23 protein-coding genes, 1 tRNA gene, 2 rRNA genes and 3 pseudogenes are annotated in these 23,958 nt (G+C 68.2%); 11 read left to right on the top strand and 18 right to left on the bottom strand.

What is annotated here, in order from left to right; translation table 11 throughout:
- From ACFPMG_RS23695 to ACFPMG_RS23675, 5 genes are all read right to left on the bottom strand, one after another.
- A partial coding sequence (locus ACFPMG_RS23695; RefSeq protein ID WP_376997681.1) for a strawberry notch-like NTP hydrolase domain-containing protein occupies positions 1 to 2,473 on the bottom strand: 2,473 nt, incomplete at its 3' end.
- A gap of 92 nt (positions 2,474 to 2,565) precedes the next feature.
- Positions 2,566 to 2,796 (bottom strand): DUF6117 family protein, encoded by a 231-nt coding sequence (locus ACFPMG_RS23690; RefSeq protein WP_376997680.1) that lies wholly within the window; start codon positions 2,794 to 2,796, stop codon positions 2,566 to 2,568.
- 71 nt (positions 2,797 to 2,867) lie between these two features.
- Positions 2,868 to 3,257: a hypothetical protein gene (locus ACFPMG_RS23685; protein ID WP_376997679.1), complete on the bottom strand. Its 390-nt coding sequence runs from the start codon at positions 3,255 to 3,257 to the stop codon at positions 2,868 to 2,870.
- Between the two features lie 60 nt (positions 3,258 to 3,317).
- The gene (locus tag ACFPMG_RS23680) at positions 3,318 to 5,435 is read right to left on the bottom strand and encodes a ParB/RepB/Spo0J family partition protein (protein WP_376997678.1); all 2,118 of its coding nucleotides are present in this window, start codon (positions 5,433 to 5,435) and stop codon (positions 3,318 to 3,320) included.
- Between the two features lie 199 nt (positions 5,436 to 5,634).
- Positions 5,635 to 6,582, bottom strand: coding sequence for an ArdC family protein (locus ACFPMG_RS23675; RefSeq protein WP_376997677.1), 948 nt, complete (start codon positions 6,580 to 6,582; stop codon positions 5,635 to 5,637).
- A 386-nt stretch (positions 6,583 to 6,968) separates the two neighbouring features.
- Here ACFPMG_RS23675 and ACFPMG_RS23670 point away from each other — a divergent pair.
- Together ACFPMG_RS23670 and ACFPMG_RS23665 are read left to right on the top strand one after the other, a co-directional pair.
- Positions 6,969 to 7,148 (top strand): annotated as a pseudogene (locus tag ACFPMG_RS23670) (DUF123 domain-containing protein); the annotation flags it as partial.
- A 231-nt stretch (positions 7,149 to 7,379) separates the two neighbouring features.
- Positions 7,380 to 7,523, top strand: a pseudogene (locus tag ACFPMG_RS23665) (transposase); the annotation flags it as partial.
- 154 nt (positions 7,524 to 7,677) lie between these two features.
- Here the strand turns inward: ACFPMG_RS23665 and ACFPMG_RS23660 are convergent.
- Positions 7,678 to 8,571, bottom strand: coding sequence for a LysR family transcriptional regulator (locus tag ACFPMG_RS23660; protein WP_376997676.1), 894 nt, complete (start codon positions 8,569 to 8,571; stop codon positions 7,678 to 7,680).
- A gap of 124 nt (positions 8,572 to 8,695) precedes the next feature.
- On the opposite strand from ACFPMG_RS23660, the gene ACFPMG_RS23655 reads away from it, so the two are divergent.
- The 6 genes and pseudogenes from ACFPMG_RS23655 to tnpA all read left to right on the top strand — a co-directional run bounded on the left by ACFPMG_RS23655 (position 8,696) and on the right by tnpA (position 12,007).
- A complete protein-coding gene (locus ACFPMG_RS23655; RefSeq protein WP_376997675.1) occupies positions 8,696 to 9,154 on the top strand; it encodes a (R)-mandelonitrile lyase in 459 nt (152 codons plus the stop codon).
- 12 nt (positions 9,155 to 9,166) lie between these two features.
- Entirely contained in the window at positions 9,167 to 9,958 is a 792-nt protein-coding gene (locus ACFPMG_RS23650) for a carboxymuconolactone decarboxylase family protein (RefSeq protein WP_376997674.1), read from the top strand.
- A 21-nt stretch (positions 9,959 to 9,979) separates the two neighbouring features.
- Positions 9,980 to 10,273: pseudogene (locus tag ACFPMG_RS23645) on the top strand (MFS transporter); the annotation flags it as partial.
- Between the two features lie 2 nt (positions 10,274 to 10,275).
- A complete protein-coding gene (locus ACFPMG_RS23640) occupies positions 10,276 to 10,521 on the top strand; it encodes a tautomerase family protein (RefSeq protein ID WP_376997673.1) in 246 nt (81 codons plus the stop codon).
- 20 nt (positions 10,522 to 10,541) lie between these two features.
- Positions 10,542 to 11,432 (top strand): aldo/keto reductase, encoded by an 891-nt coding sequence (locus ACFPMG_RS23635; protein ID WP_376997671.1) that lies wholly within the window; start codon positions 10,542 to 10,544, stop codon positions 11,430 to 11,432.
- A 176-nt stretch (positions 11,433 to 11,608) separates the two neighbouring features.
- Entirely contained in the window at positions 11,609 to 12,007 is a 399-nt protein-coding gene (tnpA, locus tag ACFPMG_RS23630) for an IS66-like element accessory protein TnpA (RefSeq protein WP_376997670.1), read from the top strand.
- Positions 12,008 to 12,524: 517 nt separating this feature from the next.
- On the opposite strand, the gene ACFPMG_RS23625 is transcribed toward tnpA, so the two are convergent.
- From ACFPMG_RS23625 to ACFPMG_RS23590, 8 genes are all read right to left on the bottom strand, one after another.
- Entirely contained in the window at positions 12,525 to 13,244 is a 720-nt protein-coding gene (locus tag ACFPMG_RS23625; RefSeq protein ID WP_376997669.1) for a dihydrofolate reductase family protein, read from the bottom strand.
- Between the two features lie 70 nt (positions 13,245 to 13,314).
- Positions 13,315 to 13,779: a (R)-mandelonitrile lyase gene (locus tag ACFPMG_RS23620; RefSeq protein ID WP_376997667.1), complete on the bottom strand. Its 465-nt coding sequence runs from the start codon at positions 13,777 to 13,779 to the stop codon at positions 13,315 to 13,317.
- A gap of 14 nt (positions 13,780 to 13,793) precedes the next feature.
- Positions 13,794 to 16,034 (bottom strand): xanthine dehydrogenase family protein molybdopterin-binding subunit, encoded by a 2,241-nt coding sequence (locus ACFPMG_RS23615; RefSeq protein ID WP_376997666.1) that lies wholly within the window; start codon positions 16,032 to 16,034, stop codon positions 13,794 to 13,796.
- 13 nt (positions 16,035 to 16,047) lie between these two features.
- The gene (locus ACFPMG_RS23610; protein ID WP_376997664.1) at positions 16,048 to 16,494 is read right to left on the bottom strand and encodes a (2Fe-2S)-binding protein; all 447 of its coding nucleotides are present in this window, start codon (positions 16,492 to 16,494) and stop codon (positions 16,048 to 16,050) included.
- A gap of 68 nt (positions 16,495 to 16,562) precedes the next feature.
- Positions 16,563 to 17,300, bottom strand: coding sequence for an SDR family oxidoreductase (locus ACFPMG_RS23605; RefSeq protein WP_376997663.1), 738 nt, complete (start codon positions 17,298 to 17,300; stop codon positions 16,563 to 16,565).
- 25 nt (positions 17,301 to 17,325) lie between these two features.
- The gene (locus tag ACFPMG_RS23600; protein WP_376997662.1) at positions 17,326 to 17,721 is read right to left on the bottom strand and encodes a (R)-mandelonitrile lyase; all 396 of its coding nucleotides are present in this window, start codon (positions 17,719 to 17,721) and stop codon (positions 17,326 to 17,328) included.
- A gap of 129 nt (positions 17,722 to 17,850) precedes the next feature.
- Positions 17,851 to 19,047 (bottom strand): arabinose transporter, encoded by a 1,197-nt coding sequence (locus tag ACFPMG_RS23595; protein WP_376997661.1) that lies wholly within the window; start codon positions 19,045 to 19,047, stop codon positions 17,851 to 17,853.
- A gap of 30 nt (positions 19,048 to 19,077) precedes the next feature.
- Positions 19,078 to 19,539 carry a cytochrome P460 family protein gene (locus ACFPMG_RS23590; protein ID WP_376997660.1) on the bottom strand — a complete coding sequence of 154 codons (462 nt, stop codon included), beginning with the start codon at positions 19,537 to 19,539 and terminating at the stop codon, positions 19,078 to 19,080.
- Between the two features lie 175 nt (positions 19,540 to 19,714).
- Here ACFPMG_RS23590 and ACFPMG_RS23585 point away from each other — a divergent pair, with 175 nt between their 5' ends.
- Positions 19,715 to 20,608, top strand: a complete 894-nt coding sequence (locus ACFPMG_RS23585; protein WP_376997659.1) for a LysR family transcriptional regulator — start codon at positions 19,715 to 19,717, stop codon at positions 20,606 to 20,608.
- An 89-nt stretch (positions 20,609 to 20,697) separates the two neighbouring features.
- Here ACFPMG_RS23585 and ACFPMG_RS23580 read toward each other — a convergent pair whose 3' ends face one another.
- Positions 20,698 to 21,534, bottom strand: a complete 837-nt coding sequence (locus ACFPMG_RS23580) for a carboxymuconolactone decarboxylase family protein (RefSeq protein WP_376997658.1) — start codon at positions 21,532 to 21,534, stop codon at positions 20,698 to 20,700.
- Between the two features lie 291 nt (positions 21,535 to 21,825).
- On the opposite strand from ACFPMG_RS23580, the gene ACFPMG_RS23575 reads away from it, so the two are divergent.
- Both ACFPMG_RS23575 and ACFPMG_RS23570 read left to right on the top strand, forming a co-directional pair.
- Positions 21,826 to 22,401 carry a DUF6152 family protein gene (locus tag ACFPMG_RS23575; protein WP_376997657.1) on the top strand — a complete coding sequence of 192 codons (576 nt, stop codon included), beginning with the start codon at positions 21,826 to 21,828 and terminating at the stop codon, positions 22,399 to 22,401.
- 95 nt (positions 22,402 to 22,496) lie between these two features.
- Positions 22,497 to 22,994, top strand: coding sequence for a DUF6644 family protein (locus tag ACFPMG_RS23570; RefSeq protein WP_376997656.1), 498 nt, complete (start codon positions 22,497 to 22,499; stop codon positions 22,992 to 22,994).
- A gap of 441 nt (positions 22,995 to 23,435) precedes the next feature.
- Here ACFPMG_RS23570 and ACFPMG_RS23565 read toward each other — a convergent pair.
- From ACFPMG_RS23565 to ACFPMG_RS23555, 3 genes are all read right to left on the bottom strand, one after another.
- Positions 23,436 to 23,512: transfer RNA gene (locus ACFPMG_RS23565), tRNA-Met, on the bottom strand.
- Positions 23,513 to 23,608: 96 nt separating this feature from the next.
- Positions 23,609 to 23,724: ribosomal RNA gene (rrf, locus tag ACFPMG_RS23560) — 5S ribosomal RNA — on the bottom strand.
- Between the two features lie 134 nt (positions 23,725 to 23,858).
- Positions 23,859 to 23,958 (bottom strand): 23S ribosomal RNA (locus ACFPMG_RS23555); the annotation flags it as partial.

Raw genomic sequence — 23,958 nt, 5'->3', positions numbered from 1 at the left:
AGGGCGCCAGAAAGGCATATATATCAGAGTGATAGACACGCACCTCGATCTCTTCGAACAACCAGGATGCGCAACGGGGGCAGTATGAAGCGCGATTTAAAAATCTCTGCTTGGCGCCCTCGAAGGCGGAGCGGGCGGCGGCCTTGGCGGCGCGGTTCAGGGTGCCGCCGGCCCCGGTGACGTTGGCGGCTTCCAACGCCGCGGTCAGGTTGGCATGGATGACCTGGAAGGCGGCGGCGTAGGCGTCGTAGATGGCGACCTGCCCCGGCGTCAGCCGGTGCTCGACCATCTCGTAACGGACCCCCTCGAAGGACAGCGAGCGGGCGGCGTAGAGGCCGAGCGCCTTGAGGTCGCGGGCCAGCACCTCCATGGCGGCGACCCCGCCGGCCTCGATGGCCTGGACGAACTCGGCGCGGGTGGCGAAGGGGAAGTCCGCGCCGCCCCACAGGCCGAGGCGCTGGGCGTAGGCAAGATTGTGCACGGTGGTGGCGCCGGTGGCCGAGACGTAGAGCACGCGGGCGTCCGGCAGGGCGTGCTGGAGGCGCAGCCCGGCGCGGCCCTGCTGCGAGGGGGTGACGGGACCGCCGTCGCGGCCGAAGCCGGCGGTGCCGCCAGCGTTGCGCAGGGCGTGGGATTCGTCGAAGACGATCACCCCGTCGAAGTCCCGGCCGAGCCAGTCGACGATCTGCTGGACGCGCGGCACGGCGCCCTCGCCACCGTCGCCACGCAGGGTGGCGTAGGTGGTGAAGAGGATGCCGCGCTCCAGGGTGATGGGCACGCCGGGGCGGAAGCGCGACAGCGGGGCGACCAGCAAAGGCTCCTGGCCGAGGGCCGACCAGTCGCGCCGGGCGTCCTCGATCAGGGTGTCGGACTTGGAGATCCACAGCGCGCGCTGCCGCCCCTTGAGCCAGTTGTCGAGCAGGATGCCGGCGACCTGCCGGCCCTTGCCGGCGCCGGTGCCGTCGCCGAGGAACCAGCCGCGGCGGAAGCGCACCGCGTCCTCGACATCGTCCGACGCCGCCGAGACGACGTCGAAGGTCTCATCCACGGTCCAGCTGCCGGCGAGGTGGCCGGCGTGCGCCTCGCCGGCGAGGATAACGCTTTCCAGCTGGGCGTCGGAGAGGATGCCGCCTGTGACCAGGGCGCCGGGCAGGTGCGGGCGGTAGCAGGGCTTGGGCGGGGCGACCGCGGCCATGGCGGCGGACTGCACCAGCGGCGTTGGGTGCGGTCGGGCGCCGGGGAGGACGATGGACTGGAGCGTGTAGGGTTCGTAGAGCGCAGCGGTGAGGCGGGCTCCGGCCTCCGGCGCCCAGTCGCGCGGCTCGTATTCCAACTCGACCACCGCTGGGCCGGATGCTGGCGTGCACACCGTCGGCACAGCCGCCGCCCGGCGTACGGGCCGGGCCGCCATGGCGCGGGCCAGCACCGGCAACGGAGCCGCTGCCGAGGCGGAAACGGAAGCACGCGGCGGCACATCGCGCCGGACCCAGTCCAGCAGCGTGGCGGCATCCGGGGCCATGCCCGGCGAAACCGGGAAGGCGGTTGGGTCCCCCGCCGGCACGCGGTCGATGACGGTCAGCCGGGTGTCGACGGTGGTGCCGTGGCGGGCGTAGACCCGGCCGTCGATGGCGGCGGAAAAGACGACGCGACCCCGCTCCTGCAGGCGCACGAAGGCGTCGCGCCACGCCGGATGCCCGGGCGCCAGCCCGGCGCCGGTGACGGCGACGAGGCGCCCGCCCTCGGCCAGGCGGGCCAGGGCCGAGGCGAGGTGGCGGACAGCGGCGTCGGCCACCCGGCCGTCCACCGCCGCCAGCGCCGAGAAGGGCGGGTTCATCAGCACGACCGTCGGCCGGACCGCAGGGTCGAGATGGTCGTGGATGTTGGCCGCATCGAAGCGGGCCACCGGCATGCCGGGGAACAGGCGCTCCAGCAGGCCGGCGCGGGTGTCCGCCAACTCGTTGAGGACGAGGCTTGCCCCCACCTGCTCCGCAAAGACGGCGAGCAGGCCGGTGCCGGCGGAGGGCTCCAGCACCCGGTCGGCCGGGGTGAGCGCCGCTGCCGCGGCCACCACGCCGGCCAGCGGCAGCGGGGTGGAGAACTGCTGCCGGGCCTGGCTCTCCTCGGAACGGCGGGTCTGGCTGGGCAGCAGCGCCGTCAGCCGCTCCAGCATGGTCAGGAACGCCACCGGGCTGGTGGCACGGGCCTGCATGGCCAGGCCGAAGCGGCGCAGGAACAATACCTGCGCCGCCTCGCCGGCGTCGTAGGCCAGCTTCCAGCTCCAGACGCCCTCGGCGTCGGAGCCGCCGAACGCCGCGGTCATCGCGGTGCGCAGCGTGCCGGCGTCGATGGCCCGGCCGCGTTCGAGGGCGGGCAGCAGCCGCTCCGCGGCGGCGAGCAGGGCCGCCGCGATGTCCACCGGCAGCGAAGGACAGGGGGCGGCAGCATCGGTTCGGAGCTCGGCGGTCAGGGTCATGGCGAAGGATCCGGGAGAGCGGGGAGACCAACGGCCGGCGGACGCTCTCTCGATCCGCTCCGGCTCACCCCGCCCCCCGCCCTCCTCGCCCTCTACCCGCCGCCGGGATCGAACGGCGGGTCATAGAGCTCGTAGGGGTTGCCGTCGGCCAGATGCCCGAAGGGGGTGAGCAGCACCTCGCCAACGCATTGCGCAACAGCGCACAGAATGAAGCGGGTCTCGCCGGTGCGGGTGTCAGTGCCCTGTACCGACGCCAGGTCGCCGGCCGCCGCGGTGCGCAGCAGCGTCGCGAAATTCGCCTTCACAAAGTCGGGGATCGGCATGGCGGTTCTCCATAAGACAGGAGCCCGGCGCGGCGGCCGGGCTCGACAAGAGACAAGGTGAGGGGTACGGATCACGCGAGGCAGCCAAGGCGGCGTTCGGCCGCACGGATGGCGGCCAGTGCCGCCCGGAACCGCGCAGCACCGTGTTCTTCGCTGAGGTCGGTGTTCGAAGCCACGGCCCGGCAAGCGGCATGGATGTCGGCATCGCCGACCATCTCCGGCGCCAGCCGGGTCAGCGCGCCGTCGGCCTCGATCACGGTGCGGATTTCCTCCCGGACCTCCTCCTCGGCCAAGCGCAGCAGGACGTGCTCCCGCGGGACGTCCGGGTCGAGGAGAACGGCTCCCTGGCTGGCCGGGATCACGACGAAGGCGGCCTCGGCGGTAATCACGAGAACCGGGACGCCGTGGGCGAGAGCGGCGGCCGGTAGACGCACGACCATGGTGACGAAGGGCTCGGTCATGACGAACCTCCAGAAACGAGGACGGAGGCGGAGCGGCCGGAGCCGCTCCGCAGTGTCGCGTCACGCGGCGGCGGCCTCGTTGCGGTCCGCGTCGTCCTCGCCGAGCGGGATCTCCCCGGCGCCGATCAGGAAGGCCGGCAGGGAGGCGTCGCCGCCCTCCGCATCGCCGTCCGCACCGGCATCAGCACCGGCCGCCGGTTCCAGCGGCCGGCGCAGCGGCTCGGGCAGCCAGCCGCTGCCGGCCAGCAGCCGCTCGGCCTCCTTGGCCATGTCCGGCTTGCGCAGGTGGTCGATCAGCTGCGCCGCCTCAGGCCCACGCGCCTCGCGCACCGCCTCCAGGATGCGCGCCTTCGGCACCCGGCCGAGGTAGCTGTCCACCGTCGCCGTCCAGCCGGCCGCCGCCATGTCGAGGCCGACCGCCCCGGCCAGCAGGTCGGCGTAGGCGGCGCGCTGCGGCGCCCGGTTCCACGGCTCGTGCACCGCGTTGACGCCGAAGGAGACGCAATGGGCGAACAGCGCCGCCCGGCTGTCGCCGTCGAACCCCACCAGCGTCTCCCACAGGGCGGCCGGTTCGCCCGGCAGCTGGGCGCTCCAGGCGCGCTGGCGGGCGTCGATCGCCCGGGCCGCGGCGCTGGCGGCGAGGTCGGGCGGCTGCACCCCGAAGCCGGCGCTCTTCAGCTCCAGCTCCAGGCAGGAGGCGCCGAGGCGCTGGGTGAAGGTGCGCAGGCACAGCGCGTGCAGCGCCGCCAGGAAGGCGGTGTCGGGATCGTTGGCCAGCGCGTCGCGCAAAGCGAGCGTGCGGTGCACGCTCAGCTCGATCAGCAGCCGCTCGGGCAGCGGCCGCAGCCCCTCGTCCTCCTCCGAGGTGGCCGCCCCCGTGACCGGCACCGGGGCCGACACGCTGGCACCGCCGGCGATGGCGGCGGGCTGGGCGGCCACCGGCCCGCCACCGGCCGGGACGGCGGACGTCTCCTCGCCACCGGCCGGAGCCACCGGCTCGACCGGCGCCTCGTCCTCCGGCCGCACGTAGCCACGGTCGACCTGGAGCTGGCCCTCGACGTCGACGCTGACGAACACCCCGGCCCGCGCCACCTCGGCGGTCTCGTAGACCAGCGGCCGCTCCTCCAGCGCCCGCAGCTCCACGTCGATCTCGGCGAGGCGCCGCGCCACCCGATCCAGCTCCTCCGCTTCCGCCAGCTCGCTCGCCTCCAACCGCTCGTACTCGGCGTGCAGCGCGTCGTAGGTCGCCTGCTCCGCCTCGCTCAGCGGCACCGGCTCGCCAACCAGACGGCGCAGCCCCCGGCTGTGCCCGTAGGGGAAGGCCAGCGCCACCTCCACCCACGTCCAGCCCTCCGCCCGCACCGTGGCGGCCTCGGCCTCCAGCTTCTCCGCCACCAGCCGGTCGAGCAGCGCCGGGTCCTGCAGCCAGCCGCCGTCGTCGTGCTGGAACAGGTCGCGCATCACCGCCCCGCCGGCCGCCTCGTAGGCCTCGACGCCGACGAACAGCGCCCGCTTGTCCGACGCCCGCACCGCGCCTTCGGTGAGGAGCCGGCGGATCTGGTAGGGCTCGCGACTGTAGGCACGCGACAGCGCCTCCCACACCTGCTCCTGGCGGGCGTGGTCGCCGCTGACGGTGAAGGCCATCAATTGCTCCAGCGTCATGCGGTCCTCGGCGTAGGCGTCGAGTAGGGCTGGCGCGACGGCGGCCAGCTTGAGGCGCTGCTTCACCACACCGGGGGCGACGAAGAAGCGGGCGGCGATCTCCTCCTCGCCGAGCCCCGCCTCGCGCAGGGTCTGGAAGGCGCGGAACTGGTCGAGCGGGTGCAGCGGGGCGCGCTGGACGTTCTCGGCCAGCGAGTCCTCCTCGGCGAGGCCGGCCGTGCGCACGACGCAGGGCACCGGCTGGGTCTTGCTCATGCGCTTTTGCTTGACCAGCAGTTCCAGCGCCCGGAAGCGGCGCCCGCCGACCGGCACTTCGTAGACGCCGGTCTCGGCGCCCTCGGCGTCGAGCACCGGGCGGACGACGAGGCTGTGCAGCAGGGTGCGCCGCGCGATGTCCTCGGCAAGCTCCTCAATGGAGACGCCGGCCTTGACCTTGCGGACGTTGGCCTGGGACAGCACCAGCTTGTTGAAGGGGATGTCGCGCGAGGTGTTGAGGACGATCTTGGGCGTGGCCATGGCCGGGTTCTCCGCGACGGACGGCCGGGAGCCTTTCTCCCAACCTCCTTCATCCGTCGCCCCGATGTCCGCCCTCCTCTCCCTCTTCCTGCGGCACGCTTCCGCAAGCGGCCGTCGCTCCCTCTCCTGCCCGAACGGCCGCTTGCCGGGGAGTTCCGCCACGCGCATCATTCCGGCCAAGTTCGGCCGAAGCGCTTGATCACACAGCCTCCTGCCCGGCACCGGCCATGACGGAGGCTTGGGGCAGAAAGCCCAGGAGATAATCGGCCGCCTTGCTGGCCAAGCTGGCGGCCCGGACGATGGCATGATCATCCCCGCGCAGGACCTCCAGCCAAGCGCCGACGTAATCGGCGTGACGGACGGTGGGGATAATGCCGAGCGCCGCGCAGAGATAGGCGGCTGAAATTTCGGCAACCAGCTCCTCGAAAGCGTATTTGCGGGAGCCGAAGGACCCAGACAGGTCACGGTTCAACCGCGATGCGTGGCCCGTGCTGTGCCCCAGTTCGTGCAGCGCGGTGCGATGCCAGTTGACGGGCTCGAAGAAGGCCTGCGGAGGCGGCACCTGCACGTAATCATGCTGGGGGCTGTAGAAGGCCCGGGTGCCGCCGATGCGGACATCGACGCCGCTGGCCTGGATCAGCGCCTCGGCCCGCGGCAGGATCAGCCCCTCGGAGATCGGCAGCGGTGCCACGGCGATGCCGTCGGGCAGGTCCTCGCATTGGGCGCAATTGAAAACCGTGAAGCGCTTCAGGAAAGGGACCGCCTGGGGCTCTTCCCCGGCATCCCTTGCGCGCCGGCGTTCGTGGTCGGGAATGAAGCGGTCGGCGTAGACGACGGTGGTGCCGCGCTCACCCTTGCGGACGTGGCCGCCCAGAGCCAGGGCCTGACGAAAGGTGAGCCAGTTCTGGCCAGAGAAGCCGCGGGCAATGACGGCGCCCCACAGGATGAGCACATTCACGCCCGTGTAGGCGCGGCCGGTGGCAGCGTTGCGGGGCACGCCAAGCGGGGCGGCGGCAGCCGGGGTTCCCCAGGGCTGCACCCAGGGCAGCCGGCCGGCCTCCAGTTCGGCGATGATGCGGGCGGTGATCTCGGCGTAGAGGCTGGTCCGGTCGGAACCGGAGCGGGCGGTTTGCGCGGTGTCGGGCATGGCGGATCTCCGCGACGGGCCGGCCGGAAGCCTGTCTCCTAGCCCCGAAACCCGTCGCGAACACCGTCAAGCCCTCTCCCTCTTCCCCGAGCACCTGCTCTCCTACCGCCAGAGGAAACCCGGTCGGTGAAGCCAAGGATGAAGGGGATCATCGCGAGCGCGGCATTCCCCGATCAAGGGCGAAACCGGCGGCTTCTCGTTGACGCCTCATGCCAGCAGCGCTGAAGTGACGGTGATGATGTCCATGCAGGCTCCCCAGTTCCACCGCACGACCGATACGGTCCCTCCCGTCGTCGGCGCCTACGTTCTGCTCGTCAGGCTGGCGTAAGCGGTGGACGTCGCCCAGCCCCGGCCGGGCCAAGGCCATTCCGCCGCCGAGGCGGTACTTGTTCTGCGGCAGCGCCTGCGGCCCGGGTGGACTGCGTGTCCGCGTCGGCCGCCACATGCGCCGGGACAAGAGCATCCGCTGGCACATCGACCGCCTGACCACGGCGGGCACGGTGACCGGCTGCTGGATTTTTCCCGCCGGCGGCGAATGCACGCTGGTCGCACGCCTCGCCGCCCTGCCGGTCCCGATCCCAGGGTTCGGCAGCAGCGACTGCACCGTTTGCCGAAGCCATCTTCTGGCATGGCCTGGTGGCGGCGCGCTGCCCTTCGACGTGGCGGACGTTTCACCGGTCGCCGCTGGACCGAACGTCGCCCGGGTGTTATCGGTCGCGGCCATGACCGATCCCGTGGACTTTACCCCGGCCGAACGCGACATGATCCGCCGCGAGTTCATGAGCTGCTGGTCGGAACTGCCGCGGCTGCCCGCCCACAAGCTTCCGGCTGTGCGGCAGCAATCGAGCGGACAGGCGCTGTCCTGAAGCTCCTGCCGCCCTATAGCCCCGACTTCAACCCCATCGAGATGGCCTTCTCCAAAATCAAGGCGCACCTCAGGAAAGCCTCCGCAAGGACGCTCTCCGAACTGTGGAATACCATCCGCGATGCTACCGACAACGTGACGCCAAGCGATAGTCGAGCCTTCTTCACCGCCGCTGGCAACGATCCAGAGTGATCGGAATTCGCTCTAGTCGCATCGCCGGGCGGAACGGGTCAGCCCCGATACCGCAAAGCATCGATGAGCAGCGCGAATGCCGGCGTCGGTTGACGTCGGCTTGGATAGTAGAGGTGATAGCCTGGAAACGGCTCGCACCAGTCGGCAAGCACCCGGACGAGACGGCCGTCCGCGAGATAAGGTCCGACCTGACTCTCTGTCAAATAGACAAGCCCGCATCCCTCCAACGCCGCCTTCAACATCAGGCTGGAGGTGTTGAACACCAACTGCCCGTCCACCCGGACATTGAGCGCGCGTCCCTTCTTCTCGAACTCCCATGCGTAGAGGCCGCCATGGATCGGGAGGCGCAGGTTGATGCAATTATGGTTCGTCAGGTCCTGCGGTGTCTTCGGCTGCAGCCGTGACGCGAAATAGGATGGAGCGCCTGCGACCGCCATCCGTAGGTCAGGACCGAGCGGGACCGCGATCATGCCCTTGGCGATCGTCTCGCCGGGCCGCACGCCGGCGTCGAAGCGTTCGCCGACGATATCGGTGAGCCCATAGTCGGTGACGATCTCCACCTTGATATCCGGATACTCGTTCACGAGCTTCGCCACCGCTGGCCAGAGAATGGATTCGGCGGCGTGCTCTGTGGCAGTCAGGCGGATCGTGCCTGACGGCTTTTCCCGGAGGTCGCTCAGCGCGTCCAACTCCCGCCGGATCTCTTCGATCCGCGGCCCTATCGAATGGATGAGCCGCTCACCGGCTTCCGTTGGCGCTACGCTACGCGTCGTGCGGGTCAGCAGCCGCAGGCCAAGCCGCGCTTCCAGCACACGGATGGTCTGGCTCAACGCCGACTGCGAAACGCCCAGACGCTTTGCCGCGCGCGTGAAATTCCGCTCCTGCGCGACCACGAGAAATGCGGCCAAGTCGTTCAGGTTATCAGCGCCCATTTAGAGGTTTTCCTTATTGGTCCATGCACAATCTAGCACCTAATAACTTATTCCGCTCCGGCTTATGTTTGGCTGGTCGCCAATTTGCGAAAATCCGCGTCGAGCGCGGAAGGAAGAAGCGGAAATGAAGAAAATTCTTGCTGCAGCCGCCGTCAGCGCGGCCGGCATCGCGTCGGCGCAGGCTGACATCATCGAAATCAGACCGAACGGCGAAACGCCGGCGGTGATCGGCGCACCCGACAATTTCACCGGACATGCGGTCATCAGCCCGCTGTTTCCGCCGAACGAATTCACCCGGGCCAATGCCGGCCTCGTGGCCTTCGCACCCGGCGCGCGCACCCTCTGGCACACCCACCCCACTGGTCAGTTGCTGATCGTCACGTCAGGCCAGGGCTGGATCCAGGAAGACGGCAAGGAACGCCGTGCGATCAATCCGGGCGACACCATCTGGATTCCGCCGGGCGTGAAGCATTGGCACGGGGCGACCGCCAACAGCCCGATGAGCCACATCGCCATGACCTACATGGCCGATGGCAAGAACGTCGACTGGTTGGAGCCCGTCGCCGACGAACAGTACCGCTAAGGCCATGGCGCCATGAAAGGCATCATCATGACAACGACGAAAGCCCTTGCCCTGACGCTCTCCCTCGGCGCCACCGATGTGCTCGCCCAGACGGGCTCACAGACCGGCGCGCTGTTCCCCGACGACGTCAGGGCCGTGTCACCCGCTCTGGCGCATTATGCGACCGACAAGCTCGCGAACGATCTCTGGAAGCGGCCCGGCCTGTCTCCGCGAGATCGCAGCCTCATCACCGTCACCGCTGTCGTCGCTCGCGGTCAGACCATGCTGCTTCCCGAGCAGTTGCAGCTCGCCCTCGGCAATGGGGTGAAGCCCGCCGAGATCTCCGAGGCCATCACCCATCTCGCCTTCTACGCCGGCTGGGGCAATGCGATCTCCGCAACCGTGGTCGCCAAGCAGGTGTTCGCGGAGCGAGGGATCGGCGTGGACCAGCTCCCGAAAGCGTCGCCGGACCTTCTTCCTCTCGACGAGAAGACCGAAGCCGCCCGCGCTAAGGCCGTCGAGGAGATTACCGGGCCTGCATCCCCGGGTCTCGTGCGCGATACCACTGACGTTCTGTTCCGCGATCTCTGGCTTCGCCCCGATCTCGCCCCGCGCGACCGCAGTCTGGTGACCGTGACTGCGCTTATCGCCAATGGTCAGGTCCAACAGATCCCGTTCCATCTGGGCAAGGCTATGGATAACGGCCTCACGCGCGATCAGGCGTCCGAGATGGTCAGCCATCTTGCCTTCTATGTTGGTTGGCCAAACGCCTTTTCGGCAACCCCCGTCTTCCGCACCGTCTTCGAACAGCGCGCGCCGAAGTAGCACGCGCATGCGGGGGTCGGCTATTCGTTCGTCTATCCGGGGCTTGGCGCCGAAGTCGTGCGAGAGACGTCGGCGGAAAGCCGGGGTCTGGCCATGGGCCTCTATACGGTCTTCCTCGATGTCGCGATGGCGGTCGGCAGCCCAGTTCTGGGGTGGATCGCGGCGGAACACGGGCTGAGCAGCGCTTTCACAGTCAGTGCTGTCGTCGTGCTTTGCACAGCGGGTATCGCGCTAAGGCTACTGCTTCAGAGGCCCGCCGCCTGGATGAAGCACGTGGCAGACCGGGAATATCTCACAGCTCTGAAAAAGGACTGAAGATGCCACACGTAATCGTCAAGCTTTGGCCGGGGAAGTCCGAAGCGCAGAAGCGCGATCTGTCGGACGCCATCGTTCGCGATGTGACCCGCATTCTGAACTATGGGGAGGAGTCCGTATCGGTCGGCTTCGAGGAAGTCGCCCCGGGTGAATGGAATGCCCAGGTCTACGGTCCAGATATCCAAGACAAATGGGGCACGCTGGTGAAGCGACCAGGCTACGGCCCCGGTCCGACATCCACAGACTGAACAATTGAGAGATGAGTACCATGATCCTGCAAGAGACGTTCACCCTGCCCAATGGGATTGAGATCCCCAAACTTGGGCTCGGCACCTGGATGATTCCCGATGACGATGCCGCACGGGTCGTGCGTGACGCCATCGAGATCGGCTATCGTCACTTCGACACCGCCCAAGCCTATGCGAACGAACGTGGCGTGGGCGAAGGTTTGCGTAGCAGCAGCCTGCAGCGCGACCAGTTTTTCGTGACAACCAAGCTCGCTGCCGAGTGTAAAAACTACGCCCAGGCCAAAGATCTCATCGACGGGTCACTACAGACGCTCGGCCTTGATCACATCGACATGATGTTGATCCACAGCCCGCAGCCATGGGCGGAATTCAGAGAGGGCAAGCATTTCTTCGAGGGCAATCTGGAAGCATGGCGAGCGCTTGAGGAGGCCCACCGCGGCGGCAAGCTACGCGCGATCGGGGTATCCAACTTCGAGCGCGCGGACCTGGATAACCTGCTCGACAACGGCAGCGTCAAGCCGATGGTCAACCAGGTTCTGGCGCATGTGGGCAACACACCGTTCGACCTGATCGATTACTCGCGATCCAAGGATATTCTCGTCGAGGCCTATTCGCCCGTGGGCCACGGCGCGCTGCTGAACAATGCGGAGATCAAATCCTTAGCCGAGAAATACGATGTCAGCGTTGCCCAGCTCTGCATCCGATATTGCTTCCAGCTCGGTCTCCTTCCGTTGCCCAAGACGACCAATGCCGCGCACATGCGAACCAATGCCGCCTTGGACTTTGTAATCTCTGACGCAGACATCGCGACATTGAAGGACGCACAGGAGAACACGGATTACGGCGCGGCGAGCAAGTTTCCGGTCTTCGGCAAGAAGCGGGAAATGAACAGAACAACACCGGAGCGCTGAGTCGCAGGCGCGGCAATCTCGCCCGGTCGACACACTTCAATCCGTCGACCACAGCTCTGAGGAGAAAGCTTTCCCCTGCGTAAGCAGCTGGGGAACGCCGCCTTGTGGGTGGTGAGGAAGTAGGTGAAGAGCGGGTCTACGGAGGCTCCATTGGAGTCCAGAAGGAGGCTCGCTTGATGCAGAGGGTCGAGGTGATCACCGGCAGGGAGCAGCGCTGGCGGTGGAGTGAGGCGGAGAAGGCGCGGCTGGTGGCCGAGACGCTGGAGCCGGGGGCTATCGTCGCTCATGTCGACCGCCGGCATGGGGTGGCGGAAAGCTGCCTGTACACGTGGCGCCGCCAGCTGGTCGACGGGCTGGCTGATCCGCGGCAGGGTGATGACGCCGCGCTGCTGATCCCGGTGGCGCTCGACACGGCCCCGGCTTGCAAGGCGGAGCCGTCGTCCCCGCGATCGGCGCCTGCGCCTCGCGCGCTGGTTCGGTTTGCCGACGGGACGCAGCTGGAGATCGGGGCGGACTTCCGGCACCCGCCCCTGCCGGCCAACAGGATGGCCAAACAAAAAATGGTCCGGCGCTGACGCCGGGCCGGTCGAGATGGAAAGGGGACGGGCCGTCAGCCGCCGTCGCCGGGATCGGCGCTGTGGTGCAGGGGCTGGGCCCGGCCCATCCGGAAGACCGGCCGAATGCAGTGCACCCGGTCGGTGAAGCCAAAGACGAAGGTGGGCATCGCGGACGCGGCATTCCCCGATCAAAGGCGAAACCGCCGGTCTCCCGTTGACACCTCACGGCAGCCACTGTCGCTTTCTCCTGAAATTTTTCAGCGTCAAACGGCCTGATCACTTAACTCGAAACTGCGAGTCTCTCAGACAACCCCACTGACATCAACGGACTAACGCCCAAGAATGGTTTAGCTTGCAACTCCGCCGATGCCACTGGCTCCCTGCCCCTGTTTGGTATGCTTGAGCCGAACGTTATTACCGCTCGTCCTTTCCACGCCGCACCCGGGCCACCGCGCCGCGCGTCGCCCGCAACCGCTCGGTGTAATGAGCTCGGCAGCCGATGCGCGCGAGGAGACGCGTCGGCAACTGGTGGGGATCAGGTTGCAGCCAGTGCTTCGACCCGGTAGCGAAGCCACACCAAGCCGCCCTCCAAGACCTCCGTGCCGATGTGACGGAGCGACTGGCCGGCGGCGGGGCGTTCATCCGGACTCCCGATGCACTCGAAGATGCTGGGTACGCCTGCCAAGCCATCGACACCGGGGTAGACCAGCAGGCTGATCTCGTCGATCAGCTTGGCCTTGAGAAACGCGCCGTTGGTCACTCCGCCGCCTTCAAGGAGAAGGATCCTGATGCCGAAGACATCGCCAAGGGTGTTCAGGGCCTGATCCAGGTCCGTCCCAACCGGTCCCGCGAACAGGTAGGAAACACCATCCTCGCGCAGTTCCGCGAGATAAGCGTCTGAAACCTGTTCACCGAGAATCGCCACGATGTGATCCCCACCCGCATTGTCCTGGCCGTAATGCAGTGTCCCGCGCGGGTCCATGGCAACGGCGACTGCGCGCCCCTTACGGTCGGCGATATGGGGTTCGCGCAGGCCATCCCCGCCGTATCCCGGCGTGCGCGCCACGCCCTTGGCGTACACCTCCATGGTTTTCCGGCCGACGATCCAGCCGTCCGCATCGAAGCGCGCCGCAACCTGATCATAATGCTCAAGCAAGCGGCCGGCATCGACACCGGCCGCCGGTGATGTCCAGCGATCGACCAGCAGGCGCCCATCGATCGAGCTCACCATGTGGCAGATGATTTTGGGGCGCATCGCAACTCTTCCTCTTCGATAGGGGACAACAAGCGGGCGGATGGGTCCGCCCGCTCGCGCCGTGGCCCGCTTATTTCAGGTATTGCTCGTCGGTGACCTTTTCCAACCAGTCGACGTTCTTGCCCTCGACCATGTTCGTGACGGCGATGTGGCTCATGGAATTGGTGGCGGTGGCGCCGTGCCAATGCTTGACCCCCGGCGGCGTCCAGATCACGTCACCCGGCTTGATCTCATGCTTCTGGCCGCCCTCCTCCTGCACCCAGCCGGTTCCGGAGGTCACGATCAGAACCTGACCGCCGGGATGGGTGTGCCAGGCCGAGCGCGCGCCCGGGTCGAACGTGACATGGCCGCCGGAGGACGACGTGCTGCTGTTCGGCGCGTACAGGGGATTCAGGGTGACCGAGCCGGAAAACTGCGCCGACGCGCCCTTTGCCGAGGGCCGCGCCCCGTTGGGCGTGATGACGGTGCTTTCGGCGAGGGCCGGTGCCGCAGCGGCAAGCACCAGGGAGACGGCGATCGCGACGAGCGTCTTCATTGTGGTTCCTTTTCTTACGTGGTTCCGAACCGGATCTTCGACAGCGGCAGGCTGCGGACACGCTGCCCGGTCAGCGCCGCGACGGCGTTGGCGACGGCCGGCGGCACCCCGGGCAGGCCCGGCTCGCCGACGCCGCCCATCGGCGCGCCGCTCTCGACGATGCGGATGTGCACACGCGGCATGCGGTCCGGCGGCAGGATCGGATAGCCGTCGAAGTTGCGCGCCTGGGGAACGCCGCCGGCATAGACCACCTGCTCCAGCAGAGCCGCGGACAGGCCAAGCGCCACCGCCGAATTCACCTGGGCCTCGATGATGGCGGGATTGACGATGCGGCCCGGATCGATCGCCACCCAGACGTCGTGCACCACGACGGTACCGTCCTTCACCGAGACCTCGGCGATGGTCGCCACCTCGCTGCCAAACGGCGAGGCCATGGCCACGCCGCGGGCGCGCCGGCTGCCGTCCTCCGCGGTGAAGGGTCCCCTTTTCCAGCCGCCCGACAGGGAGCCGACGGCTTCCAGCAGCGTCCGGTGGCGCGGTTTGTCGGCCAGCAGCCGCAGGCGCAGCGCGTACGGATCCTGGTGGCTGTCGTCGGCCATCTCGTCGAAGAAGGTCTCGGAGAAGAAGTCGTTCATCGAATGCCCGACCGACCGCCAGTAGCCGATGACGGCCGGGTGCGGCAGCGGGACATGGGCGACACGGCGGTGGGCGATGGCGTAGGGCTTCCCGGCAATGCCTTCGACCGCCGAGGGGTCCGCGGCGTCGGGCTTGCGGCCGTACCAGCGGCCGGTCGGCCCCTCGCCCACGGCCTCGGCCTCCAGCGCCACGGGCAGTCCTTCGGCGTCGAGTCCGGCGCGGAAGCGCGCCAGCCCCATGGGGCGCAGCGCGTCGCGCAGGAACTCCTCCTCGCGACTCCAGATCAGCTTCACCGGTCGGCCGACCGCCTTGGAGAGAAGGATGGCCTGCGGGAAGGGGTTGGCGGTTTCGTAGAGGAAATGCCGGCCGAAGAAGCCGCCCAGCAAGGGCGAGTGGATGGCCACCTTCTCCGGCGCGATGCCGGCGACGGTCGCGGCGGCGCGCTGGAACACCTCCGGCGCCTGGTTGGGCAGCCAGAGGTCGAGCGTGCCGTCGGCGTTCCAGCGCGCGAGCGCCGAGGGCGGCTCGAGCTGGCCATGCGCAAGGTAGGGCGCGTCGTAGGTCGCCTCGACCACCCGGGCCGCGTTCCGCAGAGCCGCGACGGTGTCGCCCTGGGTCTCGGCGGCGATGCCGGGTCCGGGGGCGGCGGCCAGGGCGGCGCGCATCGCCTCGGAGGAGAAGTCGGCGGGCATGGCGTTGCGCGTGCCGGGCGCAGGGTCGGTCCAGGTGACCCGCAGCGCCTCCACCGCGCGGCGCGCGCGCCACCAGCGGTCGGCGAGCACCGCCACGGCGCCCGGCAGACGGTGGATGGAGTGCACCCCCGGCATCGCCGTCACCTCCACCTCGTTGGCGAAGGCGCCCGGTTCGCCGCCCAGGCGCGGGGCATGCTGCACCGCGGCCTGCAGCATGCCGTCGAGCGCGAGATCGATGCTGTAGCGGGCCTTGCCGACGGACTTGTCGCGCACGTCCAGCCGGGGGATCGGCTTGCCGATCCAGCGGAAGTCCTTCTCCGCGCGCAGCGGGGCGCCGTCAGGCACCGGCAGGGCGGCGGCCTCCGCGGCGAGCGCGCCATAGTCGAGCACGCGGCCCGAGGCGGCGTGGCGCACGCGGCCGGGTTCGGTGGACAGGCTGGCCACCGGCACGCCCAGGCGGGTGGCGGCGGCCTGCAGCAGCATCTGCCGCGCCGCGGCGCCCAGGCCGCGCATCGTCCCGTAGCTCCGGCGCACGGAAAAGCTGCCGCCGGTGACACGCCGACCATTCATCACCAGGAAGTCGGGACCGGGCGGCGCGCAGTCCACGGTGAAGCGGGCGGGATCGACGTCCAGCTCCTCGCCGACGATCTGCGCCATGGCCGTGAAGATGCCCTGGCCGCCCTCGATGAAGGGGCTGCGCAGCAGAACGGTCCCGTCGGCGCGGATCTCCAGGAAAGCGGGCACGCGGGTGCCGGGCTTCACCGCCGGAGCGGCGGCACCCTGGGCACGGGCAAGTCCGCCGGGCAGCGCCACGCCGAGCACCAGCGTGCCGAGCGCGGCGCCGAGAAAGCCACGGCGCGACAGGTTGGCCGGCCGTCCCTCGGGCAGCGTCTCGACCGGGAGGGATGCGGAGTTCATGGTGTCCATGGCGTCGCGCTCCTCACCCTTCGGCGGCCCGCCGCACGGCGGCGGCGATGGCGTTGTAGGTGCCGCAGCGGCAGAGATTGACCATGGCGTCGGCGATGTCCGCGTCCGTCGGCTTCGGGTTTTGCTTCAGCAGGGCGGTGGCGGCCATCACCTGGCCCGACTGGCAGTAGCCGCACTGCGGGACCTGGTCCGCCACCCACGCCTGCACGACGCGCCGGCCCACCGGATCCTCCTCGATGGCCTCGATGGTGGTGATGGCAAGGCCGGCGACGCTGTCCACCGGCGTGATGCAGGAGCGGATGGGCTGGCCGTCCACATGCACCGTGCAGGCGCCGCACTGGGCGAGGCCGCAGCCGTACTTCGTGCCGGTAAGGCCCAGCTCGTCGCGGATCACCCAAAGCAGGGGGGTATCGGGCTCGGCTTCCACCTTGCGGGTTGCGCCGTTGATGGTCAGCTCCATGCGCTTGCTCCTCGGATCGGTCCTGTGCCCGGCGTGGTGCGGTGGCCCCGCGCCGGCGATGCGTGCGTTCAGAAGTCTTGGGCTGTCGGGCGGAACAGGATTTCGTTGATGTCCACCTCGTTCGGCTGGCTCATGGCGAAGGCCACCGTCCGCGCGAAGGACTCCGCGGGAATGGCGCCTTCGTATGCCTTGCGCATGGCCTGGGCGATGTCGGGTTCGGTGATGCTGTCGGGCAGTTCGGTCGCGACCATGCCCGGCGAGAGGATCGTGGTGCGGATGTTGTACGGTTTGACCTCCTGGCGGAGGCCTTCGGAGATGACGCGGACGGCGTGCTTGGTCGCAGCGTAGACGGTGCCGCCGGCCCGCACCTTGTGGCCGGCCACCGACGAGACGTTGATGATGTGCCCGCTCTTGCGCGCCTTCATGTGCGGCAGCGCCGCGGCGATGCCATAGAGCACGCCCTTGATGTTCACGTCGATCATGCGGTCCCAGTCGTCGATCTTCCCCCGCTCCAGGGGCGACTGCGGCATCAGGCCGGCGTTGTTGATGATGACGTCGATGCGGCCGTGCGCCTGGACCGCGCGGTCGACCAGACGCTGGACCTGCTCGTGCCGGGTCACGTCGGTCTGAACGGCCGCGTCCTCGCCCAGGGAGAGGGCCTGAGCCAGCGTCCGAAGCCGGTCGAGACGCCGCGCCCCGAGCACCAGTTTGGCGCCCTGCTGGGCAAGATGACGGGCCACGGCTTCCCCCAGCCCGCTGCTGGCGCCGGTGATGACGACGACCTTGTTTTCGATGCCCTGTGTCATGATGTTTCCCTTTCCAGGCTCGGCGTCAGCCGCCGTACTGCGCGTCGGTGACCGGCTCCATCCAATCGACGGCCTTCCCGTCGAGCCGTTCCTGGATGGCGATGTGGGCCATGGCCGTGGTCGGCGACGCGCCATGCCAGTGCTTCTCGCCCGGAGGGAACCAGACGATGTCGCCGGGACGAATCTCCTCGACGGCACCGCCCTCGCGCTGGACCCGGCCGACGCCGGTCACGACGATCAGGGTCTGGCCGAGGGGGTGGGTGTGCCACGCGGTGCGGGCGCCGGGCTCGAAGGTGACCAGGGCGCCGGCCGCGCGGGCCGGTTCGTCCGCCTGGAACAGCGGATCGATCCGAACCGTCCCCGTGAAGTATTCCTCTGGTCCTTTTCCGGACGGCTGGGAGCCAGCCTTCGTGATGTCCATGGTTGTCCTCCGCTGAAGGGTGGCGCGCTTGCTGCCGATCAGGGATCTGGCAACCAAGGGATCGTCCGATTAGAACCTGGATTCCGCATGGTCCTATAAGCAGCGGTGATGAATGGGGCCTGCCTGGCGTCACCGCGTGGCTTCCGCCGGCGCCGTCAGGAGCCGCAACGCGACCGCGGCCGCGCCGAGCACGACGAGGGCGCTGACGAGAAACACAGCGCCGAGTCCCGCCCCGCTGGCAATCAGCCCCAGGATCGGACTGGTGACGCCCAGGGCCAAGTCCAGGAACGCGGTGTAGGCGCCCATGGCGAGGCCGCGGCTCTCCGGCGGCGCGCTGTGCACCGCCTCGATCCCCAGGCCGGGATAGACCAGCGAGTAGCCGACGCCGGTGAGCACGGCCCCGGTCAGGGCGAGGGGAACGCCGGGGGCCAGCCAGATCAGCGCCTGTCCGGCCGCTTCGATCAGAACGCTGACCAGGGCGACCTTCGCGCCGCCGAGCCGGTCCGGCAGGTGGCCGAAGACCACGCGCATGATCATGAAGGACGCGGCGAACGCGCTGAAGGGAAGCCAGGCCGGGCTCCAGCCACGGTCGACGAAGAGCAGCGAGAGGAAGGCGGTGATCGCGCCGAAGCCGATGCTGCTGAACGCCAGCCCGATCCCTGGCACCCAGATGGCGCCGATCACCTTGGTGAAAGCCGGGCTGCCGCGGTGTTGCGGCGCGACGGGGCGCAACGGCGCGACCAGCAGGAGCGTGGCCAGCGGCATCAGGGTGGTCGCCAGGGCGATCGCCAGGAAGCCATAACTCGCGTAGAGGGCCGTTCCGACGGGCGCCCCCAGCGCGAAGGCGCCGTACATCGCGGTGCCGACCCAGGCGATGACCTTGCCGGTGTTCCGCGCGTCGACCAGGGCCAGACCCCAGCTCAACGCTCCGGTGATGATGAAGCTCTCCGCCCCGCCGAGCAGGGCGCGTCCCAGCAGCAGGATCGTGGCCGATGCCGTGGGAGCGCCGGCGAACCGGAGGGACAGAAGGTAGAGAAGGCCCGCGCCCGCGGCCATCGCCAGACCGGCGACAACCGCGCGCTTGGCGCCGCGGCTGTCGGAGTAATGCCCCGACCACAGGCGGGAGACGAGGGACGCCGCGAACTGGCTGCCGGTGACCAGGCCGACCACGAAGGTGCCGAGGCCCAGACCCTGATGGACATGAAGCGGGAGCACCGGCAAGGCGAGCCCGATGATCAGGAAAGCGGTGAGGACCACCGCCATGATCGGCAGCAGCGCCATCGCGACGCCGGGGCCGGTCGTCGAACGGGATGGGGGGAGGGGCATCGTGGGTTTCCAAAAGGTGGCCGCACGCGGCTATTGCGCCGCCTTCATGCGATCGAGCGTGAACAGGAAGTCCTGGTGCTCCCTGGACTTGTGACAGGTCATGCAGCGCGTGACGGTCTCGTTCCGGTTCACCGTTTGATCGGGATGGAACGCCTGGAACTCCCATTCGCCGTTGCGAAGCTCCGGCGGGTGCCGGGTGCCCCAGCCCGCGCGCTTTTCCATGACGACGTAGCGAAAGAGCTTTCCGTCGCGATGGTCCTCCATCGTGATGACGGTGCCGCTCGGAAGCGGCCGGCCGCTGCGCGCCGCCTCGATGGCCTCCCGGCTCGTGAACAGCTCCTCGCGGATGCCGCCGCGCTCCACCGTCGCGTAGTGCACGCCCTTGTCGTACCCCTCCGGAAACCGGACGAGATCGCCATCGGCCCGGACGGCGGTCGCGACCATGCCCAGTGCCACCGCCAGTGCGGACCTGACGATCGAAATCGCCGCCATGACGTGCCTCCATGAGTGCTTGTGGGGAGCGCGCAGGTCCTCCTGCCCGGAAGCCTTCCGGCTGCGGGCGCGGTGGCTGGGACGGTTCCCTGCGGCTGATGGCGACACTGTAACGGTCGACGCGGTGTGCGATTAGATGGCATTGTCCGCATGGGTCTATTAGGGGAGGTTATGAATGCCGGGCGAGAACCTGAACGACTTCCTGGCCTTCCTGAGCGTCGCGCGCGAGCGGAGCTTCACCAAGGCCGCGGCAAAGCTCGGGGTGTCGCAGTCGGCCCTCAGCCAGACCATCCGCCAACTCGAGGAGCGTCTCGGTCTGCGCCTGCTGACCCGCACCACGCGCAGCGTCTCGCCGACCGAAGCGGGCGAGCGCCTGCTGCAGAGAATCGGCCCGCGACTGGACGAGGTCAGGGCCGAGATCGAAGCCTTGAGCGAACTGCGGGAAAAGCCGGCCGGCACCATCCGGATCACGGCCACGGATTACGCCATCGAACAGGCTCTCTGGCCGAAGCTGAAGGCCTTCCTGCCCCAGTACCCGGACATCAAGGTTGAGCTGAGCATCAACTATGGCCTGGCGGACATCGCGGCCGAGCAGTACGACGCCGGCGTGCGCTTCGGCGAGCAGATCGCCAAGGACATGATCTCGGTGCGGATCGGACCGGACGTCCGCTTTGCCGTCGTCGCCTCGCCGTCCTACTTCGCCACGCATGCGTCACCGGAGACGCCGCAGGATCTGATCGGCCACCGCTGCATCAACCTGCGCCTGCCAACCCGGGGCGGGCTCTACGCCTGGGAGTTCGAGCGCGACGGCCATGAGGTGAGGGTGCGTGTGGACGGGCAACTCATCGTCAACAGCATCTTCCAGGTCATCAACGCGGCGGTGGCCGATTTCGGGATCGCCCATGTGCCGGAGCCGCTGGCGCAGCCCTTTCTGGCGAGTGGGCAGCTGATGAGGGTGCTTGAGGACTGGTGTCCGCCTTGGCCGGGATACCACCTGTACTATCCCAGCCGCCGCCAGTCCTCCCCGGCCTTTGCCCTGCTGGTCGACGCCTTGCGCCATCGCGGCTGACGGACGCAAGAGCACAGACGCGGCCACAGGGCTGGCCGGAAAGGAGGCATGACCGGAATGCCGGCGGGGCGGGGAGACGCCGGGAGGGGCTAGCTCGGACGCCCCTCGAAGACGCCCTTGACCACCGGCAGGGCCGAGAACACGTTCGGCCAGCCGGCATAGAAGGCCAGGTGCGTCAGAACCTCCGATGCCTGCCCCTTCGTCAGGCCGTTGTCCATGGCCCGGTTGAGGTGATACGGGATCTGCGCGACCTGGCCGGCTGCGATGAGAGCGCTGACGGTGACGAGGCTCCGGTCGCGCGGGGCGAGATCGGGACGCAGCCACAGATCCTTGAACAGCAGGTCCGTCGTGTACTGCAGCACACCCGGGGACACCGCACCGAAGCTCTCCTGATTGCGGGTGGCGCGTTGCGCCTCGGCGGACTCGTTCAGCGGAAGAGGCTGAGGTGAGGCCGAGGGCAGCTGGTCGACACCGATGCCACGGCGGGCGAAGACCGCCTTTGCGCTCGTGACCGCCGACAGTGCGTTCGACCAGCCGGAGTAGAACGCCAGGTGGGTGATGATTTCCGAGATCTCGCCCGGCTTGACGCCGCTGTCGAGCGCCAGCTCGAGGGAGCGCTGCAGGTCGGCGGTCTGGTTGCGCGCGATGAGCGCCGCCACGGTGACGATGCTGCGATCCCGGGCTGTCAGGTCGGGCCGCTTCCACAGATCCTCCTGAACCGTTTGGCGCGCATAGCGTTCGAGCGCCGGAGACACCGACCGAATGTCGTCGAGAGTCACCGAGGCCGGCGGCGCGTTCGAAACCGAGGGGCCGGTCGTCGGGTCCGCATGGGCCAAGGGGGCCACCAGAAGGGAAAGCGACGCCACCGCCGCTGCACGCCATTTCATATCCACACCCTCTCGATCGCGTTGGGTTGTCAGGGTCACGATTCCGGAATCCGGAACATGGGGAGCGGTTTGGCGTGGATTACCCGCCCGTTCCCGCAAGGGCTTATCACGGTGCCTTATCAATGACGGCGCCTGAGAGTTTTCGCAGCGTCCGCTGCGCCAGTTCGACCATCCGGTCAACGCCCATTCATAAGCAGCCCTAATAGCCCCATGCTGGTTTTTCCAGCTAATCACCGGAGGTGTCCGGACCCAGCTAAGCGGCAACCGCAAGGAGCCATGCAAGACCGCCCCGCCTTGTGTCGCCTGCCCCGAAAACAAGGAGTTCCCCGCATGTGGAAAGACCGTGCCAATCCGCACCATGCCCGAAGCCCGGAGGCGGTGAACCGCCGGAAACTGCTTGCCGGGGGTGTGATGGCCACCGCCGTTCTGGTTCTGGCCGCTCTGCCCGCCGCCCCGAGCTTCGCTCACCACGGCTGGAGTTCGTTCGACACCCGGTACGCTTACTATGTCAGGGGAACGGTCACCCACGTGCGCTGGGGCAACCCGCACAGCGAGGTCAGGCTCCAGCTCGAAAAGACGGGGCTCCCGGCCAATTGGGCGGCACGGGACCTGCCTCCGGGCGCGATCGAAAGGGACGGACGGGCAACCATGGCCTCCGCCCGTCCCTACAGCGGCGACCACAACGAGCTGCATCTGGTTCTCGCCGGCCCCAGCTGGATGGAGCAATGGGGCCTGAAGCGGAAGCTGGAAGTCGGTGAGACGATCGAAGCGGTTGGCTACCTCAGCGCCAACGACGGCGACGATCTGCGCCCCGTCATGTTCTGGCTGGCGAACGGCCAGGGGGTTTGGCAGCAGCTGACGGCGTTTCCGCAGCCGCCTGAGCCGGCCCCGCAGAGCCGGAACTGACCGGCAAACGAACCGCAGTTTCTCCCAAGGGCGGCCCTGCCCGCTCCGCGGTTCGACGGGGAGTTCGCAGCGGGACAACAAGGGGATGGGTCCTTATGGAGGTTACGACTTGGCTCGCGGAGATCAGTGGCCGTCTGGAACAGTCGGGCATAGGCGAAGCCGTCCGCATGACCCCGGCGCTGTACCCGATCCTCGAGAGCCTGCACATCCTCGGCATCGCGCTCCTGGTCGGACCGGCGTTGGCGGTTGATCTCCGCCTGCTGGGCATCGGCCGGGATGTTGTGCCAATGACGATCGTGGCCCGCTATCTGCTGCCGATGTCCCACGCGGGTTTCACCGTGGTGGCCGTTACCGGCGCCGCGATGTTCATCGGCATCGCCCTGGCCGTCACATCCAGCCCGGCGGCCCCGTGGAAGTTCGGGTTGATTGCCCTCGCCGGTGTGAACATCGTCATCTTCCACACGGGGGTCTACCGGACCGTGAAGAGCTGGGACTTTCACGCCCAGCCACCGCTGCGGGCAAAGGTCGCCGCGCTGGTTTCGGCGTCATCATGGATGGGTGTGGTCGCCGCCGGGCGCTTCCTGGCGTACTGACCGGGCACACGCCCATCCAGCGCCGTTCAAGATTTCAGACCGTCATGCGTGGAAGGAAGCACGTTCATGGTTTGCATCGGTGTGTTCATCGCTTCTGTGCGTTCCGCTACTGCTGAGCGCGCCTCGGACGAAGGCCGGCGCTGGTCGAAGCTGCACGACTGGTTGGCGAATCGCTGACGCGGTCCCCGCCGTCACGTCCCCGCCGCCACGAGTCAGCGGGAGCCCCCCGACCAACAGCCCCGCCACTCCCAGGGGCGAATTCACCCCTCAGCACATGCGCCATCCACGCGGCAGCCATCGCAATAGCGCAACCCTGACCGCCGAATCTATCCGGGAGTTTCCGTTCCGGTGCTTCCACGACGCTGCCACGGAGGGCGTTTGGAGGCAGTACGCGGACAGCAAAAAGCCGCTGATTTCATAACGAAATCAGCGGCTTAATGATGGTTGCGGGGGCAGGATTTGAACCTGCGACCTTCAGGTTATGAGCCTGACGAGCTACCGGGCTGCTCCACCCCGCGGGTGTTCCTTGGGAAGGGACGGTGTGCGACGATTGTCAAGTGTGCTTGAAGCCTTCTGCGTCCACGTCCTTGGCTGGTGTGGCGTGTGCCGTGGTGACCTGGCGGCGACCTACTCTCCCACGTCTTAAGACGCAGTACCATCGGCGCTGAGGCGTTTCACGGCCGAGTTCGGAATGGGATCGGGTGTTGGGAGCCTCGCCATGACCACCAGGTCACCAAGGCACACGCGAACCATCCGGACAGGGACGGCAGAGGTTATGTTTGAGCGAGGACGTATGCTCTTGTTCTTTGCGGTGTTGGCTCGTGCGCCCAGGGCTTGCCGCTGCGCGCGGGCCGCCTGCTGGGAAGGATCAAGCCGATCGAGCGATTAGTAAGGCTCAGCTTCAGGCGTTGCCGCCCGTCCACATGCCTCCTATCGACGTGATGGTCTGTCACGGCTCTCAAGG

The sequence above is a fragment of the Azospirillum himalayense genome (genome assembly GCF_042657465.1).
In the GTDB taxonomy this organism is placed as follows: domain Bacteria; phylum Pseudomonadota; class Alphaproteobacteria; order Azospirillales; family Azospirillaceae; genus Azospirillum; species Azospirillum himalayense.
Note: the sequence above shows the minus strand (reverse complement) of the source record. Positions and strands in the feature narration are given on the sequence as shown.